This is a genomic window from Candidatus Endoriftia persephonae (assembly GCF_023733635.1).
GTDB lineage: Bacteria > Pseudomonadota > Gammaproteobacteria > Chromatiales > Chromatiaceae > Endoriftia > Endoriftia persephonae.
Map to the genome: position 1 here is coordinate 2,207,920 of NZ_CP090569.1, position 26,658 is coordinate 2,234,577.

22 protein-coding genes and 1 CRISPR repeat array are annotated in these 26,658 nt (G+C 55.9%); of the genes, 4 read left to right on the top strand and 18 right to left on the bottom strand.

The window, feature by feature from the left end; genetic code table 11:
- Nucleotides 1-145 precede the first annotated feature (145 nt).
- Nucleotides 146-1,279: a GNAT family N-acetyltransferase gene (locus L0Y14_RS09940; RefSeq protein ID WP_006475255.1), complete on the bottom strand. Its 1,134-nt coding sequence runs from the start codon at nt 1,277-1,279 to the stop codon at nt 146-148.
- Nucleotides 1,276-2,469 carry a DNA polymerase IV gene (gene dinB, locus L0Y14_RS09945; RefSeq protein ID WP_040819788.1) on the bottom strand — a complete coding sequence of 398 codons (1,194 nt, stop codon included), beginning with the start codon at nt 2,467-2,469 and terminating at the stop codon, nt 1,276-1,278. Before dinB ends, L0Y14_RS09940 begins: the two co-directional genes overlap by 4 nt.
- Before the next feature lie 263 nt (nt 2,470-2,732).
- On the opposite strand from dinB, the gene L0Y14_RS09950 reads away from it, so the two are divergent.
- Together L0Y14_RS09950 and L0Y14_RS09955 are read left to right on the top strand one after the other, a co-directional pair.
- Nucleotides 2,733-3,329 (top strand): hypothetical protein, encoded by a 597-nt coding sequence (locus tag L0Y14_RS09950; protein ID WP_005964082.1) that lies wholly within the window; start codon nt 2,733-2,735, stop codon nt 3,327-3,329.
- 27 nt (nt 3,330-3,356) lie between these two features.
- Nucleotides 3,357-3,665 (top strand): hypothetical protein, encoded by a 309-nt coding sequence (locus L0Y14_RS09955; RefSeq protein WP_005964084.1) that lies wholly within the window; start codon nt 3,357-3,359, stop codon nt 3,663-3,665.
- A gap of 54 nt (nt 3,666-3,719) precedes the next feature.
- Here the strand turns inward: L0Y14_RS09955 and L0Y14_RS09960 are convergent, their stop codons facing one another.
- Nucleotides 3,720-5,696 (bottom strand): putative bifunctional diguanylate cyclase/phosphodiesterase, encoded by a 1,977-nt coding sequence (locus L0Y14_RS09960; RefSeq protein ID WP_040819789.1) that lies wholly within the window; start codon nt 5,694-5,696, stop codon nt 3,720-3,722.
- A gap of 544 nt (nt 5,697-6,240) precedes the next feature.
- Between L0Y14_RS09960 and L0Y14_RS09965 the strand changes: the two genes are divergently transcribed.
- Nucleotides 6,241-7,830 carry a multiheme c-type cytochrome gene (locus tag L0Y14_RS09965; RefSeq protein WP_083825170.1) on the top strand — a complete coding sequence of 530 codons (1,590 nt, stop codon included), beginning with the start codon at nt 6,241-6,243 and terminating at the stop codon, nt 7,828-7,830.
- A gap of 121 nt (nt 7,831-7,951) precedes the next feature.
- On the top strand, nt 7,952-9,874 hold the full coding sequence (locus L0Y14_RS09970; RefSeq protein WP_005964090.1) for a cytochrome b/b6 domain-containing protein: 1,923 nt from the start codon (nt 7,952-7,954) through the stop codon (nt 9,872-9,874).
- Between the two features lie 139 nt (nt 9,875-10,013).
- Here the strand turns inward: L0Y14_RS09970 and L0Y14_RS09975 are convergent, their stop codons facing one another.
- From L0Y14_RS09975 to L0Y14_RS10045, 15 genes are all read right to left on the bottom strand, one after another.
- Nucleotides 10,014-10,388: a SpoIIAA family protein gene (locus L0Y14_RS09975; protein WP_039960307.1), complete on the bottom strand. Its 375-nt coding sequence runs from the start codon at nt 10,386-10,388 to the stop codon at nt 10,014-10,016.
- Nucleotides 10,389-10,569: 181 nt separating this feature from the next.
- The gene (locus tag L0Y14_RS09980; protein WP_251859184.1) at nt 10,570-10,866 is read right to left on the bottom strand and encodes a hypothetical protein; all 297 of its coding nucleotides are present in this window, start codon (nt 10,864-10,866) and stop codon (nt 10,570-10,572) included.
- Nucleotides 10,867-11,228: 362 nt separating this feature from the next.
- Complete coding sequence (locus L0Y14_RS09985) at nt 11,229-11,864, bottom strand: trimeric intracellular cation channel family protein (protein WP_083825171.1); 636 nt, start codon at nt 11,862-11,864, stop codon at nt 11,229-11,231.
- Between the two features lie 148 nt (nt 11,865-12,012).
- Nucleotides 12,013-12,366, bottom strand: coding sequence for a DUF3175 domain-containing protein (locus tag L0Y14_RS09990; RefSeq protein WP_050799397.1), 354 nt, complete (start codon nt 12,364-12,366; stop codon nt 12,013-12,015).
- A gap of 84 nt (nt 12,367-12,450) precedes the next feature.
- A CRISPR array of direct repeats spans nt 12,451-13,142; the repeat unit is 32 nt; unit sequence GTTTCAATCCGCGCCCCCGCAGGGGGGGCGAC.
- A gap of 195 nt (nt 13,143-13,337) precedes the next feature.
- Entirely contained in the window at nt 13,338-13,628 is a 291-nt protein-coding gene (gene cas2, locus L0Y14_RS09995; protein ID WP_005966185.1) for a CRISPR-associated endonuclease Cas2, read from the bottom strand.
- A 14-nt stretch (nt 13,629-13,642) separates the two neighbouring features.
- Complete coding sequence (cas1c, locus tag L0Y14_RS10000; RefSeq protein WP_005966186.1) at nt 13,643-14,677, bottom strand: type I-C CRISPR-associated endonuclease Cas1c; 1,035 nt, start codon at nt 14,675-14,677, stop codon at nt 13,643-13,645.
- On the bottom strand, nt 14,674-15,321 hold the full coding sequence (cas4, locus tag L0Y14_RS10005) for a CRISPR-associated protein Cas4 (protein ID WP_006475673.1): 648 nt from the start codon (nt 15,319-15,321) through the stop codon (nt 14,674-14,676). The genes cas1c and cas4 overlap by 4 nt, the downstream gene beginning before the upstream one ends.
- Nucleotides 15,322-15,700: 379 nt before the next feature.
- On the bottom strand, nt 15,701-16,543 hold the full coding sequence (gene cas7c, locus L0Y14_RS10010) for a type I-C CRISPR-associated protein Cas7/Csd2 (protein WP_005966189.1): 843 nt from the start codon (nt 16,541-16,543) through the stop codon (nt 15,701-15,703).
- Entirely contained in the window at nt 16,544-18,538 is a 1,995-nt protein-coding gene (gene cas8c, locus L0Y14_RS10015) for a type I-C CRISPR-associated protein Cas8c/Csd1 (protein ID WP_005966190.1), read from the bottom strand.
- A complete protein-coding gene (gene cas5c / locus L0Y14_RS10020) occupies nt 18,535-19,242 on the bottom strand; it encodes a type I-C CRISPR-associated protein Cas5c (RefSeq protein WP_005966191.1) in 708 nt (235 codons plus the stop codon). The genes cas8c and cas5c overlap by 4 nt, the downstream gene beginning before the upstream one ends.
- Nucleotides 19,243-19,253: 11 nt before the next feature.
- Nucleotides 19,254-21,623, bottom strand: coding sequence for a CRISPR-associated helicase Cas3' (cas3, locus tag L0Y14_RS10025; protein ID WP_305790601.1), 2,370 nt, complete (start codon nt 21,621-21,623; stop codon nt 19,254-19,256).
- Nucleotides 21,624-21,827: 204 nt separating this feature from the next.
- On the bottom strand, nt 21,828-23,615 hold the full coding sequence (locus L0Y14_RS10030; RefSeq protein WP_006475677.1) for a CRISPR-associated helicase/endonuclease Cas3: 1,788 nt from the start codon (nt 23,613-23,615) through the stop codon (nt 21,828-21,830).
- Nucleotides 23,616-23,755: 140 nt separating this feature from the next.
- Nucleotides 23,756-25,156, bottom strand: a complete 1,401-nt coding sequence (locus L0Y14_RS10035) for an NAD(P)(+) transhydrogenase (Re/Si-specific) subunit beta (RefSeq protein ID WP_005961340.1) — start codon at nt 25,154-25,156, stop codon at nt 23,756-23,758.
- Between the two features lie 11 nt (nt 25,157-25,167).
- Nucleotides 25,168-25,455: a proton-translocating transhydrogenase family protein gene (locus L0Y14_RS10040; RefSeq protein ID WP_005961341.1), complete on the bottom strand. Its 288-nt coding sequence runs from the start codon at nt 25,453-25,455 to the stop codon at nt 25,168-25,170.
- 47 nt (nt 25,456-25,502) lie between these two features.
- The gene (locus tag L0Y14_RS10045) at nt 25,503-26,600 is read right to left on the bottom strand and encodes a Re/Si-specific NAD(P)(+) transhydrogenase subunit alpha (RefSeq protein ID WP_005961342.1); all 1,098 of its coding nucleotides are present in this window, start codon (nt 26,598-26,600) and stop codon (nt 25,503-25,505) included.
- Nucleotides 26,601-26,658: the final 58 nt, after the last annotated feature.

A 26,658-nucleotide genomic window follows, 5' to 3' on the forward strand; every position in this document is an offset into this window, starting at 1 on the left:
TTTGCTTGGTAAAGACGATAGCAGTAACCAAGGGAAATAGTCAACTTTTATTTGATCCAGATCAATTTCATCTGGCCTATTAAGAGCCGATCAATATTCTATCGACCCTGCTTAGGCTGAAATCGTTCCCTGAAAGGAAGCGTTATTACCGGTAGGGAGAGCTCTGTTCCAGACTGCGCTTGTAATCCAGCACCGTGATCCGCTCACGCTGCAGGAAATCCTCGATGGCCGCGCGGAACACCGGATCGACGATCCAGTGCCTCGAGTAGGTAAGGGTCGGCAGAAAGCCGCGCCAGATCTTATGTTCACCCTGCGCTCCAGGCTCGAATCGCTGCAGCCCCTCTTGAATGCAATAGTCGATGCCCTGGTAGTAACAGGCCTCAAAGTGCAGGCTGTCGTAATCCCGAATGCTGCCCCAGTGCCGACCGTAGAGGGTTGAATCACTGCGAAACATCAGGGCCGCAGCGATGCATTCCCCCATCTCATAGGCTTGCACCAGCACCACCTGCCGTCCCAGGCTGCGCCCCACCTCTGCAAAAAAGCCGGCATTGAGGGTGGGCAGACTGTAGCGGTCTTCGAAGGTCTTGGCGTAGAAACCGGCAAAGCGCTGCCAGGCCGACTCAGAGACCTGATCGCCGTGTAGCAACTCAAGCTCCAGGCCAGCCTGTTGCACCAGCCGCCGCTCGCGACGGATGTTCTTGCGTCGTTTTGAGGTGAGGCTGGCAAGAAAATCTTCAAACTCAGCATAGCCACGATTGTGCCAGTGGAACTGCACCCCCAGGCGCTCCATCCAGCCCAGTCCATCGAGTGCCTTCCGGTCCGCATCCTGCAGAAACAGCAAATGGACGGATGATCTGCCGCCCCGCTCTGCCAGCTCCACGAGCTTATCTGCCAGTCTCCTGCGCACCATATCCGCATCGCACTCAGCGGAGATCAGCAGGCGCTGACCGCCAGTCGGTGTATAGGGGATGGCGCCCAGAAGTTTCGGAAAATAGCGCCGGCCACTGCGCTGGTAGGCATCGGCCCAAGCGTGATCAAAGACAAACTCACCATAGGAGTTCTGCTTCAGATAGAGCGGAGCAGCGCCGATCAGGCATCCCCCATCCCAAAGCGCCAGATGCGCGGGTTGCCAACCAAACTCGGGGCCGACACAGCCATGGTGCTCCAGCGCCGCCAGAAACTCATGCCGCAGAAAGGGGTTGTTGTCCTCTACCAGCGTATTCCAGGCATCCACCGGGATCTGGTCGATCGAGGCATGGCTGTCGATCTGCAGGCTCATTTCCCTTTCCCATAAAATCCGCGGGTGAGCAACGTGCTATCAAATTTTGCCGCCACCTCGTCCAGGGTCTTAAAAACCTGCTTACGTCGCTGGCGGACCATCTGACGCTCCGGCGTCGCCTCGAACAGATCCTCGCTCTGCGGACCATGCTCGAAGTCACTCAGGCCGACACCGATCAGGCGCACCGGCCTGCCTACCAGTTGACTCTCCTGATAGAGCTGCCAGGCGGTAGCAAAGATCAGGTCATCGGTGTCCACCGGACTCACCAGACACCGCTGCCGAGTGTGGGTTTCAAAACCTGCTAGGCGCAGCTTCAGAGTTACTACCTGCCCCGACAACCCCTTATAGCGAGCCAACCGCCCTACCTCTGCCGATAGCCGCTGGAGTCGTGATCGCAGCAGCGACTGCTGACGCACATCCTCAGCAAAGGTTGTCTCCTTCGAAATCGACTTTCTGGCAGACCGGACTCCGACCCGGTGCGACGCCATCCCTCGAGCTTGGGCATAAAGGCTTCTACCTGCCTTTTCACCCAAATGCTGGATCAACATCTGTAACGGATAGCCGCGCAGCTGGCGCACCTTGGCAATGCCCAGCCTGTCAAGGATACGCCCGGTGCGCCTACCGACCCCGCGCAACTCCGAGACCGGCAGTGGATCGAGGAAGGCCTCCACCTGACCCGGCCCCACCACGGTCAAACCATCGGGCTTACCGGACTCGGATGCGAGTTTGGCGATCAGCCGGTTTGGGCCGACACCGACCGAACAGCTGAGCGAGACAGCCTCCAGAATCCTCGCCTTGGCCTGGCGAGCAATCTCCTGGGGCGGGCCGATCAGGCGCTCCTGACCGGAGACATCCAGATAGGCCTCATCGATGGAGACCGGCTCAACAAGCGGTGATATCTCACCCAGCATCTGCATGATCTGGCGCGAGACTGCCGCATAACGGCGCATATCGGGCCGCAGATAGACAGCCCCTGGGCAGCGCCGCCAAGCCTCGGAGATCGGCATCGCGGAATGGACGCCAAAACGCCGTGCCTCATAGGAACAGGTCGCCACCACGCCGCGCCCGCCGGGACGCGCACCGACCACTACCGGACGATTGCGATAGTCGGGATTATCCCGCTGCTCGACGGCGGCAAAGAAGGCATCCATGTCTACATGCATGATCCAAATCTGATTGGTGTGACTCATGGCACCAGCCCTAGATCCTCTATCTGACCACTTCGCCAATCGGGCAGAAAACGATGGGGCGCTTATCCCCAAGGCGACCCGCAACACGCCTGACCGCCAGAAATAAATGCTGTCGGCTAGCTTTACAGCATGAGAGCACCCCATCAATCAAAATAATAATTCCTATTATTTCAGTAAGCCCTTAATTCCAGGAGACAGGACGGGAATAAAAATATAGAGCCCACCCCAAACTGACTGCGCCAGACGAAGCCGATTCGGTTTTTGTGTCGATCAAATTTACAACCCATCCCTCAACTAAATCTCTAACCTCACCGCATCACCTGTGCTCTACCGGTTTCCGATTTTGTGCACGCTTCTTGCTCAATGATTTGAGTAGAGGGCAGAGCTGGAAAGAATTAGAAATCTGCATCCTGATCGATACAACAAAAACTCTGACAATCATGAAACAGATAATCAAAACGGGCCTGATCTTGGTGCTACTGAGTAGTTCCTGGCAGGTGATCGCCGACAACAACACACCGCAAGGCATCGCACGAGCACAGCAGCCGAGTCTGTCGTCGTTGCACAGGGAGAAGAGCGACCCAGCGGCGGCAACAGCAACATACTCGCAGCAGCAGTCGGATAATCGCATGCCTGACGATCCCGACACTAGGCCACAGATTGCAATAGTTGGAGAGGGGCGAGAGATGGTGATCATCACTCAGGAGGGGGCAACGTCCCATTCAGCCCTCTTCGTCTATGCTCCGCGTCCTCCCGAACCTGCGCCGGTCGCCTTTTTTGCAGTCCTGCTGACCATTCTCGGCATCAGCTGGCGACACAGGAGTAAAACCGGAAAAAAATCCAAACTGCTTTCGATCTGAAATAGTGCGGAATCCGGCATATGAGAGGTGCTTGAATTAGAGCCAGGTGCATGGAATCGACTCAGTAAAGAGGCAGAGAAGGAGAACTGCGTCGCAGTTGCAAAGCGAACAAGGAAGCAGAATCTAGATACATTCCAAGTTTACGAGGGGTATCCAATGGAAGAGCATTCACAGGAATTCATCGAAGATTCAACCCTGGACCCGATGATCTATGGACCACTGCCAACCAACGAGCAGAAACAGGCAATCATCGCGGAACCAAGAAAAAGGCGCACCAGAGTGGAGCCGGTGGAGGGCGAACTGGATGCCATTCTGCGCAACAAAGGTCTTCTGTAACTTGGAATCACCCAGGCTCATCCGGAGCTAACTGGAAACACACCTCACAGGACGCTAGCCGCCCCCTCTATCAACAGAGGTATTCGACTCCTCCGTCAGCCGCTGCTTGAATGCTTCGAATGGCATGGGACGTCCAAACAGATAACCCTGATAGTTGTCACAGCCATACGCCTTGAGAACCTCAAGGGTCTGCTCTGTCTCCACCCCCTCTGCAATTACCTTCAGTCCCAAATGGCGCGACATCACAATGATGGTCTCGACGATCGAGGCATCGCTGGGATCGGTGGTGAGATCCCGCACAAACGACTGATCGATCTTGATCGCATCCAGCGGCAGATTCTTCAGATAGGCCATAGATGAGTAGCCGGTGCCAAAGTCGTCAATCGAAAAGCGCACTCCCAATTCCCGCAACTGGCGCATCTTCTCGGCCGTATCCTGATAGTCGGTCACCAACACACTCTCTGTGACTTCCAGCTCAAGCCGCCCAGGATCGACTCCAAACCGTTTCAACGTCGCCACCACATGACCGGCAAAGTCTCTCTGGCGAAACTGTTTCGGGCTGACATTGATCGCAATACTCACCAGATCACACCCCGCTTCCATGCTGCTCAGCTCAGCCAGATTTCGACAGGCCTCCTCCAGCACCCAGCCACCGATCAAATAGATCAGCCCAGTCTCCTCCGCTACCGGAATAAACTCCGCCGGTGAGACCATACTGCCATCCTCCCGCTGCCAGCGCAGCAGCGCCTCCGCACCGAAGACCCGCCCATCCCGATGCACCTGAGGCTGATAGTAAAGCAACAGGCCACTGCTACTAATTGCCTTGCGCAGGTCATGCTCCAACGCAAGCAGCTCATTCACCGCCACCTGCATACTCGGCAGAAAGAACTGCACCAGATTACGGCCACGTTCCTTGGCACGATACATCGCCGTATCCGCATGCTTGAGCAGATCATCCACGTTTTTTGCATCCGCCGGATAGATCGCAACACCGATGCTGGTTGAGACATGCAATTCATGTCCAGCAATCTCGAAGGGGTTGGCAAGTGCCATCCGCACCTGATCAGCCACCTGCATCACCCGACTTGAGATACGCGCCTCATCCCCCTCCAGATCTGTCAGCAACACCACAAACTCATCCCCACCAAGACGCGCAGCGGTATCCTCCTCCCTGAGATGGTGTCGCAAGCGGGATGCGACCTTGATCAGCAGTTCATCCCCGACCGAGTGACCGAGTGAATCATTGATATGCTTGAAATTATCCAGATCAAGAAACAGCACAGCACCATTGACCCCATGCCGTATCGCCCGCGCCACATCCTGGTACAGACGATCCTGCAGCATGCGGCGATTCGGCAGTTCCGTCAGCTCATCATAAAAAGCCTGGCGGATGATCGTCTCCTCCGCCTGCTGACGCTGATAGTGCAGATTCAGCCCCTCGACAACCGTCTGATGGATGCGCCTGGCTGAGATCATCAGCAACAGAAGAAAAAGGGCAACTAGCGCCCCCATCTGCATCGAATCCTCTGTGCCGGCCTGGAACAGACGAAACACAAACGGGATCAGGACGATCGAAATGAAAAGCAACGCTGCCTCGCTGAACGAGGCGAGCACAGTGATCCCACCCGCGGTCATGCCGGCAATAACAAAGGCAAGCAGGGCCTGATGATAGAGATCCCCCGGCGTAAACAGCAAATAACCCGCTGCCCCCCAGACAAGACTTGCCAACGCCACGCCGATCATGGCGTGCCAATACCAGCGCCGTGCATGCAGCACCCTGTCGGTCTCATGTCGGTAGCCGTAAAGCGTATAGCCCCGGTAGAGCAGCAGCATAAGCAGCCCGGCATACCAGCCCAGCAGCAGATCCTGCGCCACGGCACCCTGGAGAAACAACAGCAACATGGTGCCATTCACCACGTGGGCCGTCAGCGTAAGCTTCACCGCATCGTAGAAGAGCTCCAGTTGATGCACAAAAACCGTGTGTCGCTGCTTCAGCTCGGCTTGATTTCTGGAGTCCGCCGAAATAATCATTTCATTCCTACTTAAAAAATCGGCAAGTATAGATCATAAGTCATATCTGGCAATGCGATCATTGCACTAAGGCGCTCGACAGCATCACGCCGCACCCCTGTCTGTTAGTCCACTTTTTGCCTCCTTTTGCGGATGACAGCTCAAGGGAGAATCGGCTAGCTCGGTCGTTGCCTGCTATTCCAATAATCGGGCTATCCGGCTCATGCAGAGGCGATGCTTTCCCTCCTCACCAGTTGATTTCATTAGCTGCTGGCCACCCTGATGCCCAATGTCGCGGGCAGCAGAAAGAGCGGCATTTGTTCTCCAGCGAATGCTGCCCTGCTATGGGGCATGCGCCACCAGACGGCACCATGATCAGGCATCCTGTGGCTGATGCGTTTCCTAAGTGAATCGAATACCCCGAAAAAAACCTTTAAAACCAGCCGGTTGTTATGCAGTCACTCGACATCAAGTGAATGGCATATTTTTTGCTATATGCTCTGCGGAGCTAACCCCATCCAGTTTTTTTCAGGATCTTTTTTCGCCCTGTGGAGGCATCAAAACAATGAACAGAAACCCGATCCGGGCGCTCAGACAGATAGTGGCAGTTACACCCCTGTTGCTATTTGTCTGGGCACCTACACTATTTGCTGTGAACGGACCCTATGGCGGTCAGCCCCAATATGGCTGGCAACAGCCCTACTACCCACAGGCGCAGGCGCAGGCGCAGGCCCGTCAGTCTCAACCACATCAACAGAAGGCGACCGGCACGGCCCCCAGGGAAGAGGCCCCGCTGAAAATTTCCAAAGGCTTCAAGCACCTCAGCAAAGAGAGCGCCACCTGCGCCTCCTGCCACAAGGAGAAGACCGCTGGCATCTACGACCAGTGGGGTCACTCCAAGCACTACGGCGCCAATGTGGGCTGCTATGAGTGCCACAAGGCCGATAAGGGCGATAAGGATGCCATCATGCACAAGGATTTTGTGATCTCGGTGATCGTCTCACCGAAGGACTGCGGCCAGTGCCACGAACAGGAGGTGGAGGAGTTCAGCAAGAGTCACCACGCCTCCGCCGGCAATATCCTTGGCTCCCTGGACAACCGCCTGGCAGAGGTGGTCGAGGGCGGTCCGCTGCTGAATGGCAGTTCACCGGTCACCACCATCGGCTGTGCCGGCTGTCACGGCTCCATCGTGCGAGTGAATCCCGACGGCAGCCTCAACGCCGCCAGTTGGCCCAACACCGGCATCGGCCGGATCAATCCGGACGGCTCCAAGGGCTCCTGCTCCGCCTGCCACCTGCGCCATAATTTCGATTCCGAGCAGGCCCGCCACCCCGACAACTGCGGTCGCTGCCACCTTGGTCCCGACCATCCGCAGAAGGAGATCTATGAGGAGTCGGCCCACGGCGTCGCCTTCCGCGCCCACGAGGATGAGATGAACATGGATTCCGCCAAGTGGGTGGTCGGCGAGGACTACACCGCCGCCCCCACCTGCGCCACCTGCCACATGTCCGCCACCCCGGACCTGCCGATCAGCCACGACATCGGAGAGCGTATCTCCTGGAACCTGCGCGCCCCCATCTCCACCAAGATCGACGCCAAGGCGATCAAAGAGGGCAAGCAGGTCAAACCCTGGCTGCAGCGCCGCAAGGACATGAAGAACGTCTGCCTCAACTGCCACGGCAGCAGCACCGTGGAGAACCACTTCGAGCAGCTGGACAGTTTTGTCGAACTCTACAATGAGAAATTCGCCAAGCCCGGCAAGGCACTGGTGACTGCAATGCTGAAGCATGGCCTGCTCGACAAGACCAAGTTCAACGAAGAGGTGGAGTGGACCTGGTTCTACCTGTGGCACCACGAGGGCCGCCGCGCCCGTCACGGCGCCGCCATGTTCGCCCCCGACTATGCCCACTGGGAAGGCATGTTCGAGATGGCCCACCGCTTCTACATCGAGATGGTTCCCCAGATCAAGGATCGCATCCGCGAGGCTCGCACCGAAGGCAATACCAAGGGGGCCGATGAGGTGGAAAAGCTGCTCAATGTCACCCTGGAGTCGGAGCTGCACCGCTGGTATCTCGGCAAGCAGCCGCCCAAGTTCTGGCGTCCTAGCGATGATGACAACCACGGCTTCATGCTCAACAAGAGCACGAAGAAGTAAGCGTCATTAAGCACTTCCTTCTCGTCTGCACACCCATCGGGAGGCGGACGAGAGGGTTTATTGGAGGGTCGCTAGCGGCCCTGCAACAAGCCCCATCATCACTTCTTGATCGAGATCTTCCATGCGTAGTTCCAGCCTTATCCCGCTGCTGCTGTTCCTGTGCAGTTTTGCCCTGCATGCAAAGCCGTTCCCTGACACCGAGTGCCAAGAGTGCCATGCGCAGAAAGGCTACAGCGTACCCCAGGACGACCATGGTGCGGCGGGCAAGCGCCTGCTGCATGTGGACCCCGACGCACTGGGCGAGAGTGTGCATGGTCATCTCGCCTGTACCGATTGCCACGCGGATGTGGAAAAGCTGCCACATCGCAAGGATGGCCTGCAGACGGTGGATTGTGTCAGCTGCCACCAGACCATCAAAGGCGACTGGGTTCCCAGCAAGCGGGCTGCCTGGCTCGCTCCCGAACCACCCCGCGTGGTTACCCATACCCGCGAATACACCCTCTCGGCCCACGCCGACACAAGCATTGCCAACAATGCCACCTGCGCCACCTGCCATACCGCGCACTACGTCTTTCCCTCCGACGACAGTCGCGCCAGCACCTATCGACTCAACTCGCCAGAGATGTGCGGCGCCTGTCATGAAAAGCAGTTGAAAGAGTACCGTCAATCGATGCATGGGGCAGCGCTGAAGACCCCCTGGAAAGGCGACTCCGCCACCTGCGCTGACTGCCACTCCTCCCACCAGGTATCGGACATGGAAAAGACCCCGGCCCACCGGGTGGTAACCGAAAACTGCGGCGAATGCCACGCGGCGGAGCTGGACGGCTACATGACCAGCCCTCACGGTCAGCTGGCCTGGCACGGCAATCAGGATGCGCCTAAGTGCGTCGACTGCCATGAGGGCCATACGATCACCCACGTCAGCGAGACAAGATCACCGGTCAACCCCGCTAATCGCGTGAAGACCTGTCAGAAGTGCCACGAAAAGGCCAATGAACAGTTCGCCAAGTACGACCCCCACGCCACCACCCGCAACTTCGAGAAATACCCAGCCATGTGGCTCATCGGCAAAGGCATGGGGGCACTGATCATCATCGTCATCCTCTTCTTCTACCTGCACTCGGTGCTCTGGTTCTGGCGTGAGAAGAAAGAACGCCCGGTGATCTATCGCCGGGATGGCTCCTTCAGTTATCCGGTACGGGTGAAGCACAAAAAGCCGAACAGTGGCGTCCACTTCCGCCGCTTCAGCTGGTACTGGCGGGTCAACCACTGGATGCTCGCCCTGTCGCTAATGTCGCTGGTCTTCAGCGGCATGGTAGTGATGTACCCCAACACCAGCTGGGCGATGATGGTAGTGCCACTCTTCGGCGGCCCCGAGCTGCTCAACGATCTGCACCACTGGGCCGGGGTGATCTTCCTGCTGACCATCTTTGGCCATGCCGCGGTGGTCTTGATGCGGCTGCTCAAGGACAAGGAGTTTGACTGGTTCGGCCCCGACTCATTGCTGCCCCGCTGGAGGGACTGGGAGGATATGAAGGGGCAGTTCCGCTGGTATTTTGGCAAGGGCAAGCAGCCTCGTTTCGACCGCTGGACCTACTGGGAGAAGTTCGACTACTGGGCGGTCTACTGGGGCGCCTTGGTGATCGGTGTCTCCGGCATCCTGCTCTGGTTCGCCGAATCAATCGGCCAGGTACTACCGGGCTGGATCTTTAACGTCGCCACCCTGGCCCACGGTCTGGAGGCGTTCCTGGCGGTGATGACCCTGTTCGTGGTGCACTTCTTTAACAACCACTTCCGCCCCGCCAAATTCCCGCTCGACACGGTGATGTTCACCGGCTCCTGGGATCTGGAAGAGTTGAAGGAAGAGCGCCCCGAAGAGTACGAACGGCTAAAGGCATCAGGCGAACTAGAGAAACACCTGGTGGCGCCGCCCTCCAAAACCTGGAACCGGGTCTCCCACCTGTTCGGCTTCACCCTGCTCGGCATCGGCCTGATACTGCTGATGCTGGTGGTCAATGGCTTTCTTACCCGAGGTTTGTTTTGAAGGGGTCGCCCAGCCCCATCGCTTTTCCGCCATTTTTTGCGCAGTTTGACTCCGCCCCTGGCACAAAAGCGGAGTTTCAATCCGCGCTCCCGCAGGGGGGCGCGACCTACGCTTGCGGCTGATGCGCTTGTATGGTGATTTACTCATCATTATCACCTGATATCCATTTCACTGATTTTTCTAATTCACCGAAGGTAAAACTCTTGATTTCCGCACTGACAAAGTGACTAGAAATATGCTCGGCAAGTACACCTATTGGCGAGTCCGTTACAAAGGCCACATGAGATATCTTTTTATGATGCTCCTTTATAAATCTCATATGCGTTATCAATGCTGAAAATGAGTCCCAACCGGGGAATGACCTTACATGGATAATGATGCCATTTAATTTTCCTGATTTTTCTAGATATGGATCAATTATGCTGGCGGCATACTTGAAGTCTGCTTCAGACAATTCACCATCAGGTTCGAAAATTGCAATACTTTCGATTTCGTCTAGTTTTACGTTTAACATTAATATTCTCCCCTGCTCTTACAGTTCACCTAGCAACATAGTTCAGCCGGCTACCAGAGTGGTGATTTTTTGTGCTTGAATAGCACAAAAAATCACCGCAAAGGTGGATCGGCTGTACCACATTGTTATGCCTAGCTAGACCATAGCTGAAACATTAATCCTCTAAGATTATTCCACTCAATTAGATTTTTTGTTTTGGGTTAGTGTCTATCACTGTATCTCCACTACAGAAGCTCATACAACCTGAACAGCTAGCCTTACCAAAAACATAACAAGCATGTCCGCTTTGGCTCTTACAGCAAAACTTCTTTTTAAGGTCAGTCTTTTTTTTCTTTTTCTTTTCTGCTGCCTGCGTTGGAGCATTAAATTTTTCTATCTGCTTAGTTGATAAATCACTTATTCTCTCTGCAGCATATGAGGATGTTGAGGCAACCGACAAGCTACCGATGACCAATAACATTACAAATGCATACTTCATTTTATATCTCCTATTAGTTTTAATGAATGCTGCCTAATTTAGGCGAATATAATCGTCATGACACGAGTTTGACGACAAAAGAAACTCACTATTCCTTTAACTACCCTTTTCTTCCTTGAACAGTAAACAACACTATGCCATTGAAAATTGGCCGTGCATATCGAGTTAATTAAATATGATAAACAAGCGCCGTTTATTCGCTCTCAGTTACTACATAAACCTCAAACAGCATAACGCCTGCTCAGCGGCAATTTAAAGTGGCACATTTTTTCGACAACAAAACAAGTGCCGCTTTAAATTGTCCGCTGGAGCTATTTGTTAGGCGCATTTCTAATAAATATTTACTTTTTTGTGTATCCACCTTAAGACTTGAAGCGAAATCTAGGCAGGCTGACTTTATAATACATTGCCAACAGCCGTGATATAAATATACTTAGTCCAGAAATAATTGCTGCTACCGTTATCTCTTGATCGAAATGCAAGAGCCCGATAAACAACAAAGAACCAACCCAGGATACTGTCGCATAAAGCGGGCTTAGAAATACGACGGGTGTTTCATTACATAGTACATCACGAAAAATACCACCCATAGTTCCTGTCATTACTCCCATAAAACTTGCAATAAGCGGGGGCGCTCCAACCATAAGTGAAACCAACGTTCCCGCAACACCAAATGTAGCTAAGCCTGCAGCATCAGCAACTAAAAAATATTTAGGCGACACCAATATTAGTCTGGCCGCCACAAAAATAGTGACCGCACTACCAAGCGAGGCAATAAAAAATATTTGATCATTGATCCAGAATACATCTCGACCAAGAAGCATGTCACGTAATGAACCGCCCCCCAATCCTGTAGCAATAGCAATAATAATTACACCAAATAAGTCAAACTGTTTAAAGCCAGCTTTAAGAACACCTGAAGCCGACGAAACAATAACTGCAAGTAATGTTATCCAGTATAAATTTTCTAAAAGTGATGGCGTTGGATCTAATGTCATATTATTAATTATATTGTTTGTGCCTAACGTTTGGGCTCAGTGGCGTCAAAAAGTGGAGCGCAGTGGAGCTTTTTGACGTCCGAGTGCATTTGCCTGTTAGGCGGATTTTTACGGTGATGTACATTCATCGATCTCGAAGCGGCGCAGCTTATCTTCGCTCGCGATGCGATGCTCGGATCCTCTGGCGTGGCTTTCCGAAGAGGTCCCGCAGTTCGTCTTTGGCCTCCTCGAGTCGATTTCGCTGAACCGTCGGAAGCTTAACCCCTGCCCGATTGATGTAGAACGCCAGCATCGACATCGCAGAGCGAAACGGATCGGCCTTGCGGCGTCGACTGCGCTCAGCGGAGCGTTTAAGGGATTCAGCTATCCGCCTCGGGTCATCGTACGTGAATACGCCTGGCTCGAGATCGAGAGCATCGCTACTCTCGGTTACACGCTGCGACCACTTTTTCACCTTAGTCGAAGTCATTCTGGCGTGAATCTTCATGCCGCATAACGCCATGCCCACTGGACCTTGTATGGTTTTCAATCCGCGCCTCCACAGGGGGCGACTAGTGGAGAATTGTAATCGATATTCTCGATGCGTGTTTCAATCCGCGCCCCCGCAGGGGGGGCGACTGGTGGCCAATGGCAAGGTGATCCAGCGGATCATGTTTCAATCCGCGCCCCCGCAGGGGGGGCGACGCGCCTAGTGTTCGACCATTGGCGGAATGTGATGTTTCAATCCGCGCCCCCGCAGGGGGGGCGACAATAGGCGAGTAAACCTGTTGGAGATGTTCGTGGTTTCAATCCGCGCCCCCGCAGGGGGGGCGACCGCTTGGGTCTTTTTCGACCCAGGATTTCGGGAAGTTTCAATCCGCGCCCCCGCAGGGGGGGCGACCAATCCAGTCTGCACCACGCCTTGCGGGGCCAATGTTTCAATCCGCGCCCCCGCAGGGGGGGCGACCCCACAATGGGAGAGAAGAGGGGGAGAATGGGAAGGTTTCAATCCGCGCCCCCGCAGGGGGGGCGACTTTCCCAGACTCCCTATAGCCAATGCACCAGGCCTGTTTCAATCCGCGCCCCCGCAGGGGGGGCGACGTGCTTGGCGGGTAGAGCAAGACCCGACTAAAGCGTTTCAATCCGCGCCCCCGCAGGGGGGGCGACCTTCGCGATGCGGTTATCGAATCTAAAATTATTGTGTTTCAATCCGCGCCCCCGCAGGGGGGGCGACCTGCGGTGGGACGTTGATCTCATCGTGCAGAGTGTTTCAATCCGCGCCCCCGCAGGGGGGGCGACTGCTCCACAGTAACTATTGGAGCAGTAAGGTTTTTACCATACATTTCCGCGAAGCTGTTACTTTCTGGTGCACTCTCACTCTCTTGCTCAGGCACGCATCCGCTCATCATCAATAACGCTCTGTTTTCACTTTGTTTAAAGAGCCGCGCGAACCTGCCAGGCATTATCTGTCCGCTTGGGGTTCGCGCAGGAGGATCAGATGATCAGGGGGCCTTCTGGATCATAGCCGGCTTTGGCGCCGATATGTTCCACCCGCCTTTTCCAGTTGGCACCGAGATAGTAGAAGCGCAGGCTGTCCTGGTCGGTATCGATCTCTTCGATCAAGCGCTGTTTGAGCTGCACCCACTGGGCCGGGTCCACCAGACATTCGAAGACGGAGTATTGGACCCGCTGGCCATAATCCTGACAAGCCTTGGCAACCCGGCGCAAGCGACGGGGGCCATCTGGGGTTTCGGTGCGAACATCATAGGTGATGAGTACCATCATGACAGCTCTCCACTTCAGCGCCAGATGAAGGCGGGATAGGCATCGAGGTCACCACGTAGATAGCGGGCGAAAAGGCGCGCCTGGATATGGGGAATCAGACCAATCTCAAGCTCCTCATCCAGAAAGGGGTGGCGCAACCGATCGGCCTTTCTCTCCTGGTAAGCGACCAGCACCGCCTTGCGGGTCTCATCGTTCATCATCACCGCCCCATCCTCACTGGTTGTGAAGCCTGCCGGTTTGAGTTGACGCCGGTTGATCAGGCTAAGCACCAGTCGATCGACAAGAAAGGCGCGCAACTCCTCCATCAGGTCGAGGGCAAGACCAGGGCGCCCCGGTCGATCACGGTGCAGGTAGCCAACGGCCGGATCAAGACCAACCACCTCCAGCGCGGAGGCTATGTCATGGCGCAACAGGGTGTAGAGGAACGATAGCAACGCATTGAGCGGATCGAGGGGCGGCCGCCGGCTGCGCCCATCGAAACGAAAGGCCGGATCGGAATGGGTTATCAGATCATCGAAGACACCAAAATAGGCGCGGGCTGCAGCGCCTTCGGTGCCACGCAGGCTGTCGAGGCCATCACCCCGCCCCACTACACTGCGCTGTAAGCTGGCCAGATGCGTCACCGCTGCCTGCAACCCTGCGACACCCTCACCATCTGGACGATCACGCAAGGCGCGCTGTAAGACAGTCCGACTGTTGGCGATCTTGGTGGCGACCAGCACCGAGACAATACGAGCCGTGGCTGCATCATCATCAGCCTGGCGATACTGTTCTCGACGCAGCAGCACGTTGCCCGAAACTGGCCCATGCACCCGCGCCAGAAATCGCCCGCGCTTGGTAAGAAAGGCCAAGCCCACCCCACGTTCAGCGCAGAGCCCCATCAACGGCGCACTGGCAGAAACCTGACCAAAGCAGACGATGGCGCCCAGGGTGTGGATCGGCAACCGCAGGCGGGTCTCCTGTTCGATCCGCACCAGCACATTCTCCCGTTCGCGGGCCAGCCACGCGCCCTGGGTGGTGACATAGAGAGTATTGAGCAGTTTTTTCATGGCAGATCGAGCATCCGTTGCAGATAGACGCTGGCCGAGCCATGCCGGGGCATACAGAGCTCAACCAGCGAACAGTGGTCACACTTGGGGCCGGGCTCAGGGGGTGGGGTCTTTCTGGCGGACCAGAGGGTGTGCAGCTGCTCAGCGAGTGCCGCAGTCTGCTCCCGCAACGGCGCATCGATTGGCACCCGCTCCCGGCGGCGCGCCTTGCCGTAGAACATCGCCCCTTCTGAAACCGGTGTGTCAAACATCTCTTCAAGGCAGAGCGCCTGGGCACAGAGCTGGATACGGTCCCAGTCATCGCGCTTGCGCCGCCCCCGCTTATATTCCACGGGACAGGGCCGCCAATACCCCTTCCGACCCGCTAGCCTCGCCCCCTCCTCCGCCTGATGAAACTCCACCACATCAGCGATCCCGCTCAGCCCCAACTGGCGGGAGTGGAGACGCAACGAACGGGCAATATGCAGATCACCCCGGCTCTCCGCCTCACCGCTGTTGGCACGCTGGTGCAGGATCTGCCCCTCAGCGGTGAAGCGGTTCTCCTGCCAGCTCTGCTCCAGGTGGATCAGGGCACACTGGCGCGGGCAGTAGGCCAGGTGTTGTAAGGCCGAGAGGGGCAGCAGGTCGATATCCGTATCACGCACAGGGCTTTACTCCAGAAAAGCTTCTACTTGCAGGCCAGATACTTGCCTCAATTCCCTGCCGTAATAAGTGGCGACGGTCAATCCAAGTGCCAACGCCAGGGCAGCAATCAGCATATCGTTCTCTCCAATAGACAACCTGCTACGCTCAAGGGTTGTCCGCAACACAGCCTAGATATGATCACAAGGCTTTTCGAATGAAATAACTTCTATCGCCCCCAGCAGCAACCCGACCTTCCGCTCCAAGCCGCGCTTGCAAGCCCAGTAACACAACTCGGCGACAAAGATCAGGCTAGTGCAAATCCTTGAACCCTCCAGGTTTGACCACATCGTCAATAGGTTCGCCATCGAACAGCACCCGGTAGCACCTCCTAAGTCCCAATCAAAAGCCGTCGATCTCCTCGGGAACCAGTCCCTCCAGATTGGTCAACTGATAACTGGCATCGGAATTGACTTGCAAGGTGCGATGTACCTTTGCCGATGAGTATTGACCCGATTTGCAGTTATGTTGCCACCAGATCAGCTTCTCTACAGCCATCGACCCTTCGGGCCGGGCGGAGGAGGCATCCCCTTCAAACAGGCGTGGTAGTACCGTCTTGATGGCCTCAGCATCTTCAGTACTGAAGCCTGTGCGCTCGGCCAGTTGTGGATTCATGCTACCGTAGACGACATAAGTGGCACTATCGACGCGATGTTTCATACCCATGGTGTCGGAGGATTTCTTGCTGCCATCCCCTTCTCCACTCACACTTTTAGTGATCTGGGTGCTAGTGATACTGACGGGTTCCACACTAAAGGCGGACTGAATCGATACCGGGCCACGAATGGGGATCGAAACTCCGTCCTTGGCATCGCTCTTGAAAGCAAACAGTTGTCCAAAGGTACGCACGTCGAGCCACTTTTCACATGCGCGACGCGCAGTCTCATCAGGGGTGGTTTTTTTTACGTTAAAGCTATCCTTCCCTAATCCATGTTCATCCGATTCAGCTCTTGCCTTCAGGCTGGGCATTCCATCCGTCTTCTTCTCATCCGACTGCACAAAGATTGCCTGTCCATCACTCTGGAGGCGGTCACGGATCTTGCGTTTGAGACAGACATCGGTGATCTCGCCATACCCCTCATAGTCGGTTCTGGGTCGATTACCATTGAGTGGATCGCCATTAGGATTGGCATTTTTGACAGTGAAGATCACGGCAAAATCTATTTTTTTGGTCAGACTGCTCATTTAGTTGCTCTCCTTGTTTGAATCTGATTGGGTTTGCTTATTGGGAAATTCCAGCCGCTGGCAATGGTAGGCCAGCAGGAACTCACCTGATAATGGCCTTTCACTGGTAAAGTCATCGGTTGCAAAGGCAGCCAATACACGATCCAGCTCCCTTTTGATATCTACCAAAAATTCGGTTCTGGATACCTGTAGTCGCTGCATATAGGGGAGTAGTGCCAACTCAATATTGCGCCAGGTGCTATAGGGACGGTCGGCAAACCGCTGCATCAGCCGAGCTACCGTGGTGGTGCGATTCTCGCCTCCTACCGAAAGCGCAATCTCTTCGATACATTCAGCAATCGCCAATAGCCGGCCATACAGGTAATCACGACTGTGATTGTTCTCTTCTAATGACATGGAGTACTCCTTTCTCAGATTTGGTTTTGGATGGCGCATGAAATAGCCGCGATAGAGGGCACAGGTGATACCCAGATCCTGCTGCCAACGCCAGAAATCGTCGGACTTGTAACTGACCCGATTGCTGACACGGCGAACACAGCTATCCAGTAGATCATGTGGAAATGGTGCCGCATCGATGATGCAGGGCATGATGCGCTCCACGACACTTTTTTTCAGTTCATCCGTCAGAGTGACCCCATAGGCAGTCTCTGCGATATTTCTGGGTGCAGGAGAGCAGATGGGCCAGATGGTCTCTGTCTTTGGCTTTCGATTTCCCGATGCGGGAAGCTCTCTTTTATGGCGCTGATGCCAGGCAAACTCGGAATGCCAACGGGTTAATCGATCAAGGAACTCACTGGCGATCAGTTCCCGGTAGTAGATCACACTCATCCGGCCTGGCGTGGCAGAGTCGATCCCCATCACTACGATATCTTCCGTGGGATTCAACCTGGCCCGATAACCTGCCATGTACTTGTTGAGTTGGCCCGCGAAGGCTGCGCCAAGGTTGCGTGTATGGTCTGGCGCATTATCAGCCTCCGATAGAGGTAGCTCATCCTCAAGCACCAGCTCTTCACTCATCAAATTCCAGCTACTCTCAGTCGGCTTGGGGATCGGCTTGCCCGATACTGCCCATGTCACATACCTTTGCTCTCCGTTATGAAATCCTTGACGCGCGATCAACCAACGCAGTGCATTGTGGGCCTTTTGGGTCGGCATAAAGCCGATGCTGGCTGCTTGGTTACCCTGCTGCTCAATACTCTTTTTTGTATCGGTAAACCGCCCACGAAAAGTAAAGCCAGTCAGGTCATTGGCTGAAATCAGTTTGGCGTTGTCACCTGAGTGGCGGAGCTTTGCTGGATGACTATACGCCACTGATTGCCGCTCTCCACTGATAAAACAGAGGCCTTCCAAACCACCTCGGGAGGTTTCATAGTTAATCCAACTCTGCTGAAGTGACTGATCATCGCAAGTATTTGCATGCGCATCTCCTGCAATCTCAACACTCCATGTCACTAAGGCAGTCCCCTGGTCGGTCAATTTTTTTGTCTTCGGAAGAACCTTGAATATTTTTGGTATCTCTCCTTCTCCTTCCCACTGCTCAAGCAGCAAGCCCTCTTCATCAACAAAGAGCACAGCCGCCTCGATCAAATCTTTAATAACCTCTCCTTGGGAGATATAACGGTAGACGGCTTGTGACTTCGGGTGTGAATACTCAGACTCACACCACTCACAGAGCAGTTGTTGATAGCTATCAAAATCAAACCATTTTTTTCCTCCAAATTTTGGATAATCCTTGGCAACATATTGCAGTTTATCTGCCAAAGGATGGGGAGGAGGTTTGGTTCCACTTCTTCCGGCAGATGCCTCAGTGGCCGGTATAATTATGGGGATCTTCTCCAGTACCTCGGCACGTAAAAAGTTTCCTTCCCCATCGATCACTATCTTGATGTGGGCATTCTGTATGGTGTGGCTAATGGGCATCAGCTTGGCATCACCATCCAGATCCAGCTGCATGGCCGCTTCGTAAGTCTCATACAACTTCGCCATCCAGCTCATCGTTCCAACTCCTCTTGCTCAACCCCCTTGTGAGATTCATTTAATACAAAGGTCTTTGCCTGCATGGGGCGAATAAAGCGCCGCACATCACATTGTGATGGCGCGGGATAGTCGATAACACCACGTCTCATGGTGGCGTGCCAAAAACGACCATGCAACTCATCTTTGCCGGTCTCGTCTGGATAGTCGAAACCGTGAAACATTAGGCCAAATCCCAATTCATCAATCTCATCATAGGCTCCCACTCCTTCACCAAACTCACATGGCTCCACATATCCCTGGCAATCGCGGGTGCCGAGAAAGATATCTTGTCTCCCCCCTTTCTCGATCATCCGTTTGGCAATCGCCAAATGCTTTGGGGCTATACGGTCAACCTCCAGTTCGGGACGGTGGCGGTTCCACTCAAAGTGGGCTTCAACCTGATACTCCACGTCATGCAGGAAGGTGTAGATAGAGAGGTCGTTGCCCGATTTATGATAACGAATCGGCTTCATCCCCTTGGTCTGGGTTCTGAGCGGTTTCACTACCCGCACCCGATCCACTACCCAGATCAGGGTTGGCTTCCAGTAGATCGACTTGATGATGCCCTTGATGGCCTCATAGGTGGGCAGGTGATAGGAGCACTTCTCTCCCCCAACCCGAGTGATGGGATCGGTAAATAGCGCATAACGGCCATGAACCTTGAAACTGATCTTGTTATCCAAGTTGATCCTCCTTAAACATTCAAAAATCCGAGTACTGCAACCTCTTCGGTTGCCACCCCAAATGCTTCGCTGTAATACCGCTCGTCCAGATAGAAGATCCCTTCACCTGGCTGTATCTCATGAATGGCCTCCTGCTCCCTCAGTTTCTGTAAAACATTGGGAAAGAGGTTGACACTATATTTCTGTGCCGCTTTCAACAGTCGATAATACTCTCTGGGGTCGTATTCGATTGAGACACCGCACAAAGCAGCGATAAGCAGTTCCCCTTCACCATAGGGGACAATGATCGCTTCTGTCGGGGCATCAATGGCCTTGAAAGCCTTACCCACTGTCATGAAGGATTGATTTAACCTTATTAATCGCCCACCCATACTGTTATTTTTATTGTCAGCCAACAGGTTAAGCAGACTTTCCTGTTGCCCCGCTTGCCTGGATGTCAGCGGATAGGACATTACCTTGTCACGACTGAAGAAGTAGTAGTAAAAATATTGGCTCATCACCGGCGGGGTGAGCAGCTCATCGTTACTGAATTCATTAAATATCCTCAGTGCCTGATCGCGTCCCTCCTTGATATCAGCCATCCTGTTGATTGGCTCATCAGCGGGGTTGATGACATGAACCGTTGCCGACTTCAACCTGCCGTTGCGATTACAGCGACCGGCAGACTGGGCAACAGAGTCGAGCCCAGCCAGAAATCGGATCACACTGGCAAAATCGACATCGACCCCTGCCTCCATCAACTGGGTACTGATACAGACCACTGGCTTGTCATCATCGAGCCGTTTTCTGATCTTGCCTAGTAGCTCCTTACGATGGGCAGGACACTGGTGAGTGCTGAGGTGAAAGAGTGTATCGGTATCACTTATCTGCTCACGGCACAGTTGGTAGAGCCGTTTTGCCCACCCCTTGGTATTGACGATCACCAGACAGTTACCCTGTTCGGAAAACTGTTCTAGAATGAGATCCCTGATCTCTTCGGCGCTCCAGCCCTTGTCTCTCACCCGATTGCTGATATCAACCCGTTTTAACTCCGCAAACAGTTGTGAAAGATCACCGGCCAGCTCATTTTCCGGCGGTATCGACAGCCCCCCCTTTTCGGGGGTACGCAGCTGATTGAGTAGCGGCTGGGTGGCGGTACAAAGCAGGGCGGTGGTGCGGGTATAGGTGGTCAGGAAGTTAATTGCATTACAGAATAGGTGGGTGCAGTTGACCGGCAGGGTTTGGATCTCGTCGAAGACAATAACGCTGTTGGCAAGCTGGTGCATGCGGCGCGCCCCACGGGTACCGCCACTGAACAGGGCTTCCAGGAACTGCACCATGGTCGTCAGCACGATTGGCGCATCCCAGTTTTCGGCAGCCAGTTTGCTGTGCCATGTCTGCTGCTCGGGTTCCAGATTGGAGTGATGTTCCAGAACCCAGGGACGCGCATCACTACCACACTCAATTAGCTCACGAATCGCCTCGGCATTCTGTTCAATGATGGAGGTGTAGGGGATCACATAGATGATCCGGTCCAGTTTATGGGTTTTGGCGTGGTGCAGCGCATAGCGGAGGCTGGCGTAGGTCTTGCCGCCGCCGGTCGGTACGGTGAGGCTGTAGATGCCCTGTGGCTCCTCTGCACGTTGACGACAACGGTCGGAGATATCCCGCCTGATCTCATCGATCCGGTTGCGAACGGGTAATTCATTCAACGCCGCCTCCGTGCGGTTGATGGCAACCTCCCATTCGATGGGGGCGTTGTTGCGTAATCCTTGGTTCTCAGGATGTTCGAAGTCGGCACTGTTGATACGGTCTGCATCAATCAGGGCGCTGAACAGAAAGCGGGTAAACATGCCAACATAGAAGTGTTTGATGGTCTCAGAGATCGATTGCCCGTGCTGCTTACCTGCTCCTAATTGTTGTAACTTGCCAAGCATTGCCATCAGCAGCGGTCTATCTGCCAAGCGTTCTAAGTGCTTGAGATAGTCGGTGGCGGCCTTACTCTGACATTCACTCAGATGAGTATCCTGGTCGGGTTTGTCGATACGGCGCTTAAACCCATCCTCCCCTTCCGGCTTCAGGCAGTCGATCAACCCACTATGATGTGACGCAAGGCAGGTTGCCAATATCTGGGCACAAAATCTGCCCCGATCCCCATAGCGCCCCAGCCGCTGCCACACCCACTGCGCTCCGGCAGTTGAGTGGTCGATCTTCCCTTTTTGAGTTCTAAAGTCAGAAAAGTAATCGGCATCAGGATCAATCATTCCGGTTGCCGACTGGATATACCCCTGAAACTTGGCGCTGTACTTGCCGACATCGTGCAGCAGCCCTAATAACTCTCCTACTTCGGACAGCCCGATCTTCGCGGTGATACTGGCAGCGATGGCAGCAGTTTCTTCCAAGTGCGTCTCTAATAACTGGAGTTTTCCATCGCTGCTGCGTCGGTGAGCAATGATATGACTGTGGTTAGAATGGCTATTATCCATCGAATTATTCTGCCAACTCTCAATGATATGATTGGTTCTTCCGTCAGGCATATTTGTATGAATGTCTTCCGGCAAATACGGCAACCCGCTCAATATGTACCTAGCGCACGCAGACGCTGATCACCGACCGCAGAATCGGGGTTCCGATTCATCGGGCCGAAAGACCCAGGTGATAGCACCTTCCCGTTTGCCCTCCCGGTTGCAGCGTCCGGCGGCCTGGGCGATGGAGTCGAGACCAGCCAGCGAACGCCAAACCACCGGGAAGTCCACATCCACCCCGGCCTCGATCAGCTGGGTGGCGACCACCCGGCAAGGTCTCCCCTCCTTCAAGCATTGACGGATGGTATCGAGTCGGGCACTACGGTGGTTGGGGGTCATCGCCGCGCTGAGATGGAAGCAGCCCTCCGTATCCGCCATCCCCTTCAATGCGCTGTAGAGATCAGCGGCGTGCTTGCGGGTACTGACAATGGCGAGCGCCTGCTCGCTCTTCATCATGCGTTCGGCGAGTTGGGCGCAATCGAGAGTGCCAGCATCCCGCACCTCGACCCGTTTCAACCGCCGATAGAGGGCCGGGGCGTCAGCGATGATCGGCGTCGCCTTGGGCAGGCCGATCTTGAACTCATCCCGGTATTCGATGGCTGGCTGGGTGGCGGTGCAGAGCACCACGGTGCAGCCGTACTGCTCCACCAACAGCCGCAGCGCCTTGAGACAGGGTTCGAGCAGGGTCACCGGCAGGGTCTGCACCTCGTCGAGGATGATCACCGAACCGGCGATGCGGTGGAGCTTGCGGCAACGGGAGGTGCGGTTGGCGAACAGCGACTCGAACAGCTGCACATTGGTGGTAACGACCAGCGGCGCATCCCAGTTCTCACTGGCCAGACGGGAACGGACGGTCTCCCTGTCGGGATCGAAGTTGGAGTGGTGCTCGAGGATCAGTTCATCCAAGTCGGCGTCGAATGCCTCAAAGACTTCCCGGAAGGTCTCGGCATTCTGTTCGATGATGCTGGTGAATGGGATGGCGTAGATCACCCGACCAAGTCCGTTGCACGCGGCGTGGCGTAGCGCGAAGGCGAGGGATGCGAGGGTCTTACCGCCGCCGGTGGGCACCGTCAGCGAGTAGAGTCCGGGTTGGCCCTCGGCTGCTTTGATGCAGGCGGCCAGCACCTCGGCACGGGCCTCGGCGACCATCCCGCTGGCATCACCGAATCGCTGCCGCATGTGATCAGCAAGGTGTCGATCGAGTGCCGTGAAATCCATTTGACCGCTGGGACGCTGCGCCGCCTGCTGCGGGTTCATGAACGCTTCGGTGGCAAGGAAGTCGGCATCCACCAGGCAGGAGAAGAGCATCCGGGTGGCAAAAGCGAGATTGAAGGCGAGCTCCTCCCGCGTGGTTCCGAGAATCTTTGGCAGTCCAATCGCGGGTGCCTCAAGCAGTTCATCCGGGGCGCTGTGCCGCCAGTCAGGAACGCTCTTGGTCAGTCGGGCCTTCAGACAGGCCCCAGTGGCAAGGCCATCGAGCAGCCCAGCGTGGTGGCCAGCGATGGGATAGGCAAGCAGTGCGCTGAGGGGGGGTGGCAACACCGTCATGGCGTGCTGCGCACCCGCCGAGGTGTGATCGACTTTGCCTCTGACCTCACCGGTATGGCTGTCACCGCCCGAGGTGGCGCTTGCCCGCAGGTAGCCCTGGAAATCGTCAGAAAACTTGCCGAGATCGTGCCAGCGGCCCATCAAGGCCGCCAGCACGGGCCAGAACGCCGCCCCCTCCGAGAAGGCCTGGGCGGCAAACGCCTCGGCGCGCTGGGCCACCGCCTCCAGGTGGCCTCCCTCCCCCAACAATCGCTCCCACTGCTCAAACGATTCTGGGTGGTCGGGGTGGGTATGGGCAAAGGGTGTGCGGGCAGTCATCATGACCTCTCCTCAGTGATCGATCCATGTTCGCTGTGGCAGCGCCCGTTCAGGTGCGTTCCCTGTTAACGACAGGTCAAATAATAGCAATAAAAAAAGCGGGCCGAAGCCCGCTTTTTCATCTGCCAACAGACCGTAGGGGGTCAGTGCCCACCCCCTTTCAGCGCCGCAACCATGCCTTCGATGGTGTCTTTGGCATCGCCGAAGATCAGCGAGGTGTTGTCCTGGTAGAAGAGCAGGTTGTCGACACCGGAGTAGCCGGGGCGCATCGAGCGCTTGAGGAAGTAGACCTGACGCGCCTTCTCGGCATCAAGAATCGGCATGCCGTAGATCGGGCTGGAAGAGTCAGTCTTGGCCGCCGGGTTGACCACATCATTGGCGCCTACCACCAGGCAGACGTCGGTGGTCGGGAACTCGGGATTGATCTCGTCCATCTCCAGCACGTTTTCGTAGGGGATGTCGGCCTCGGCCAGCAATACGTTCATGTGACCAGGCATGCGCCCCGCCACTGGGTGGATGCCGAATTTCACCTCCACGCCTTTCGCCTCCAGCAGCTCCATCATCTCCTTTAGGGCGTGCTGCGCCTGGGCCACCGCCATGCCGTAACCGGGGATGATGATGACGCGGTTGGCATCCTCCATCCAGTAGATCGCATCCTCAACCGAAGCAGATTTCACGCCCTTCTGCACCGCCTGGGCCGCCGCGCTGTCGCCGCCAGCGTCATCCGAACCGAAACCGCCGAAGATGACGTTGAAGATGGAACGGTTCATCGCCCGGCACATGATGAAAGAGAGGATCGCGCCGGAGAAACCGACCAGCGCACCGACGATGATCAGCAAATTGTTGTGCAGGGTGAAACCAGTGGCCGCCGCCGCCCATCCCGAGTAACTGTTAAGCATCGAGATGATCACCGGCATGTCAGCACCGCCGATCGGGATGATCAGGGTGAAACCGAGAATGAAAGCCAGCGCGGTCATGATGAACAACGAGAGCATGCTCTCAGTCATGCCGAAGTGAATACCCAAACCGATGGTGAGGATCGCCAGCAGCGCATTCAGCGCGTGCTGCCCCTTGAAGATTACCGGCGCACCGCTCACCAGCCCCTGCAGCTTGGCAAACGCTACCACCGAGCCAGAGAAGGTGATCGCACCGATGATGATGCCGGCGGAGAGCTCGCCCATCAGCACCGGGTTGAGCTGTCCGGCCGCCGCCTTGTTGAGATAGGTGCCGATCGCCACCAGCACCGCTGCCATACCGACAAAGCTGTGCAGTGCCGCCACCAACTGCGGCATCGCGGTCATCTCCACCCGCATCGCCAGTACACCACCAATTAGCGCGCCCGCCGCCACACCGGCGATGATAAAACCGTAGGATTGCACCTCGCCGCCCATCAGGGTGGCCGCGATGGCGATCGCCATGCCGGCCATGCCGAGGAAGTTACCACGGCGCGCCGAGGCGGGATGGGTCAGCCCCTTCAGGGCGAGGATAAACAGCACCGCCGAGATCAGATAGGCCAGCGCCTGAATGTCCACAGAGAGTTCCATGATCTAGCGCCTCACTTATCTTTTTTCTTAAACATCGCCAGCATCCGGTTGGTCACCAGAAAGCCGCCGAAGACGTTGATCGATGCCAGCAGCACCGCGAAGAAGCCGATAATCTCGGCGCTGGTGCTGGCGCTCTCCAGGCCGGTGACCAGCAGCGCACCGACAATTATGATGCCGGAGATAGCGTTGGTCAGCGCCACCAGCGGGGTGTGCAGTGCCGGGGTGACGCCCCAAATCACGTAGTAGCCGATGAAGCAGGAGAGTACGAATATATAGAGTGAAACCAGTGTATCAGGCATTGGGAGTGCTCCCGTTCTGCGCCCACCGGGCGCGGGTAAAAACTGAATCAGGCGTCGGCCCGGAGCTGCATCGCCTCGGTGATCTCGTCCTCATCGAGATCCTTCAGCTGCAGCCCCGCCTCGCCCTGCTCCACCATGATATCCAACAGATTGCGGAGATTACCGGCGTAGAAGGCGCTGGCATCGGAGGGCACCATCGCCGGATAGTTGGTGTGGCCGACGATGATCACGTCATGTTTTTTGACCACCTGATCCGCCTCGCTCAGCGGACAGTTGCCACCGCTAGCAGCGGCCAGATCGACGATCACCGAGCCGGCGCGCATCCGTTTCACCACCTCCTCGGTAATCAACACCGGCGCCGGTCGGCAGGGAATCATCGCCGTGGAGATGATCACATGCGCCTTGGCCAGCGCATCCGCGAGTGCCTGCTGCTGTTTCGCTTTCGCTTCGTCAGAGAGCTCCCTGGCGTAGCCGCCCTCACCGGAGCCGCTCTCACCGATATCCAGCTCGATCGCCTTGGCGCCGAGGGATTCAATCTGCTCTTTGGTCTCGGGACGCACATCGTAGGCATGCACATCGGCACCCAGACGGCGCGCGGTGGCGATCGCCTGCAGGCCGGCCACACCGGCCCCCAGCACCACCAGCTTGGCGGGCTTGGCGGAGCCGGCAGAGGTCATCATCAGCGGCAGGAAGCGGCCGTAGTGGGCGGCCGCCTCGATCACCGCCCGATAGCCGGCGATATTGCTCTGGGAAGAGAGCGCATCCATCGACTGGGCGCGGGAGGTGCGGGGAATCCGCTCCATCGCCAGCACCCGAATCCCCTTCGCCTGCATCGCCTTGATGCTCTCATCCTCGCCACAGCTCTCGACGAGGCCGATGTAGATGGCGCCATCCGCCATCGCCGCCACTTCCTTCGCGGAGGGTTTGCGCAGCTTGACCACGATCTCTGCTGCCAACGCCTCGGCGTTGGAGACCAGCGTGCCGCCGACAGCGCTGTACTCATCATCTGGGAAATGCGCCGACTCGCCTGCACCTGCTTCGATCAGGATCTCAAAACCCTTGCCAGTCAGTTTTTTCACCACATCGGGGGTGATTGCCACCCGGGTCTCCCCGGCCAGGCTCTCTCTTGGAACACCAATCTTCATTATCTGCCCTTATCATGCAGGGTTCGGCCAGAGTGGCCACAAAGCGCGGCATTATCCT

Coding starts and splice junctions, on each gene's coding strand:
- L0Y14_RS09940 (WP_006475255.1), bottom strand. CDS start 1,279: ATGAGCCTGCAGATCGACAGCCATGCCTCGATCGACCAGATCCCGGTG.
- dinB (WP_040819788.1), bottom strand. CDS start 2,469: ATGAGTCACACCAATCAGATTTGGATCATGCATGTAGACATGGATGCC.
- L0Y14_RS09960 (WP_040819789.1), bottom strand. CDS start 5,696: ATGATTATTTCGGCGGACTCCAGAAATCAAGCCGAGCTGAAGCAGCGA.
- L0Y14_RS09965 (WP_083825170.1), top strand. CDS start 6,241: ATGAACAGAAACCCGATCCGGGCGCTCAGACAGATAGTGGCAGTTACA.
- L0Y14_RS09970 (WP_005964090.1), top strand. CDS start 7,952: ATGCGTAGTTCCAGCCTTATCCCGCTGCTGCTGTTCCTGTGCAGTTTT.
- L0Y14_RS09975 (WP_039960307.1), bottom strand. CDS start 10,388: ATGTTAAACGTAAAACTAGACGAAATCGAAAGTATTGCAATTTTCGAA.
- L0Y14_RS09980 (WP_251859184.1), bottom strand. CDS start 10,866: ATGAAGTATGCATTTGTAATGTTATTGGTCATCGGTAGCTTGTCGGTT.
- L0Y14_RS09985 (WP_083825171.1), bottom strand. CDS start 11,864: ATGACATTAGATCCAACGCCATCACTTTTAGAAAATTTATACTGGATA.
- L0Y14_RS09990 (WP_050799397.1), bottom strand. CDS start 12,366: ATGGCGTTATGCGGCATGAAGATTCACGCCAGAATGACTTCGACTAAG.
- cas2 (WP_005966185.1), bottom strand. CDS start 13,628: ATGATGGTACTCATCACCTATGATGTTCGCACCGAAACCCCAGATGGC.
- cas1c (WP_005966186.1), bottom strand. CDS start 14,677: ATGAAAAAACTGCTCAATACTCTCTATGTCACCACCCAGGGCGCGTGG.
- cas7c (WP_005966189.1), bottom strand. CDS start 16,543: ATGAGCAGTCTGACCAAAAAAATAGATTTTGCCGTGATCTTCACTGTC.
- cas8c (WP_005966190.1), bottom strand. CDS start 18,538: ATGAGCTGGATGGCGAAGTTGTATGAGACTTACGAAGCGGCCATGCAG.
- L0Y14_RS10030 (WP_006475677.1), bottom strand. CDS start 23,615: ATGATGACTGCCCGCACACCCTTTGCCCATACCCACCCCGACCACCCA.
- L0Y14_RS10035 (WP_005961340.1), bottom strand. CDS start 25,156: ATGGAACTCTCTGTGGACATTCAGGCGCTGGCCTATCTGATCTCGGCG.
- L0Y14_RS10040 (WP_005961341.1), bottom strand. CDS start 25,455: ATGCCTGATACACTGGTTTCACTCTATATATTCGTACTCTCCTGCTTC.
- L0Y14_RS10045 (WP_005961342.1), bottom strand. CDS start 26,600: ATGAAGATTGGTGTTCCAAGAGAGAGCCTGGCCGGGGAGACCCGGGTG.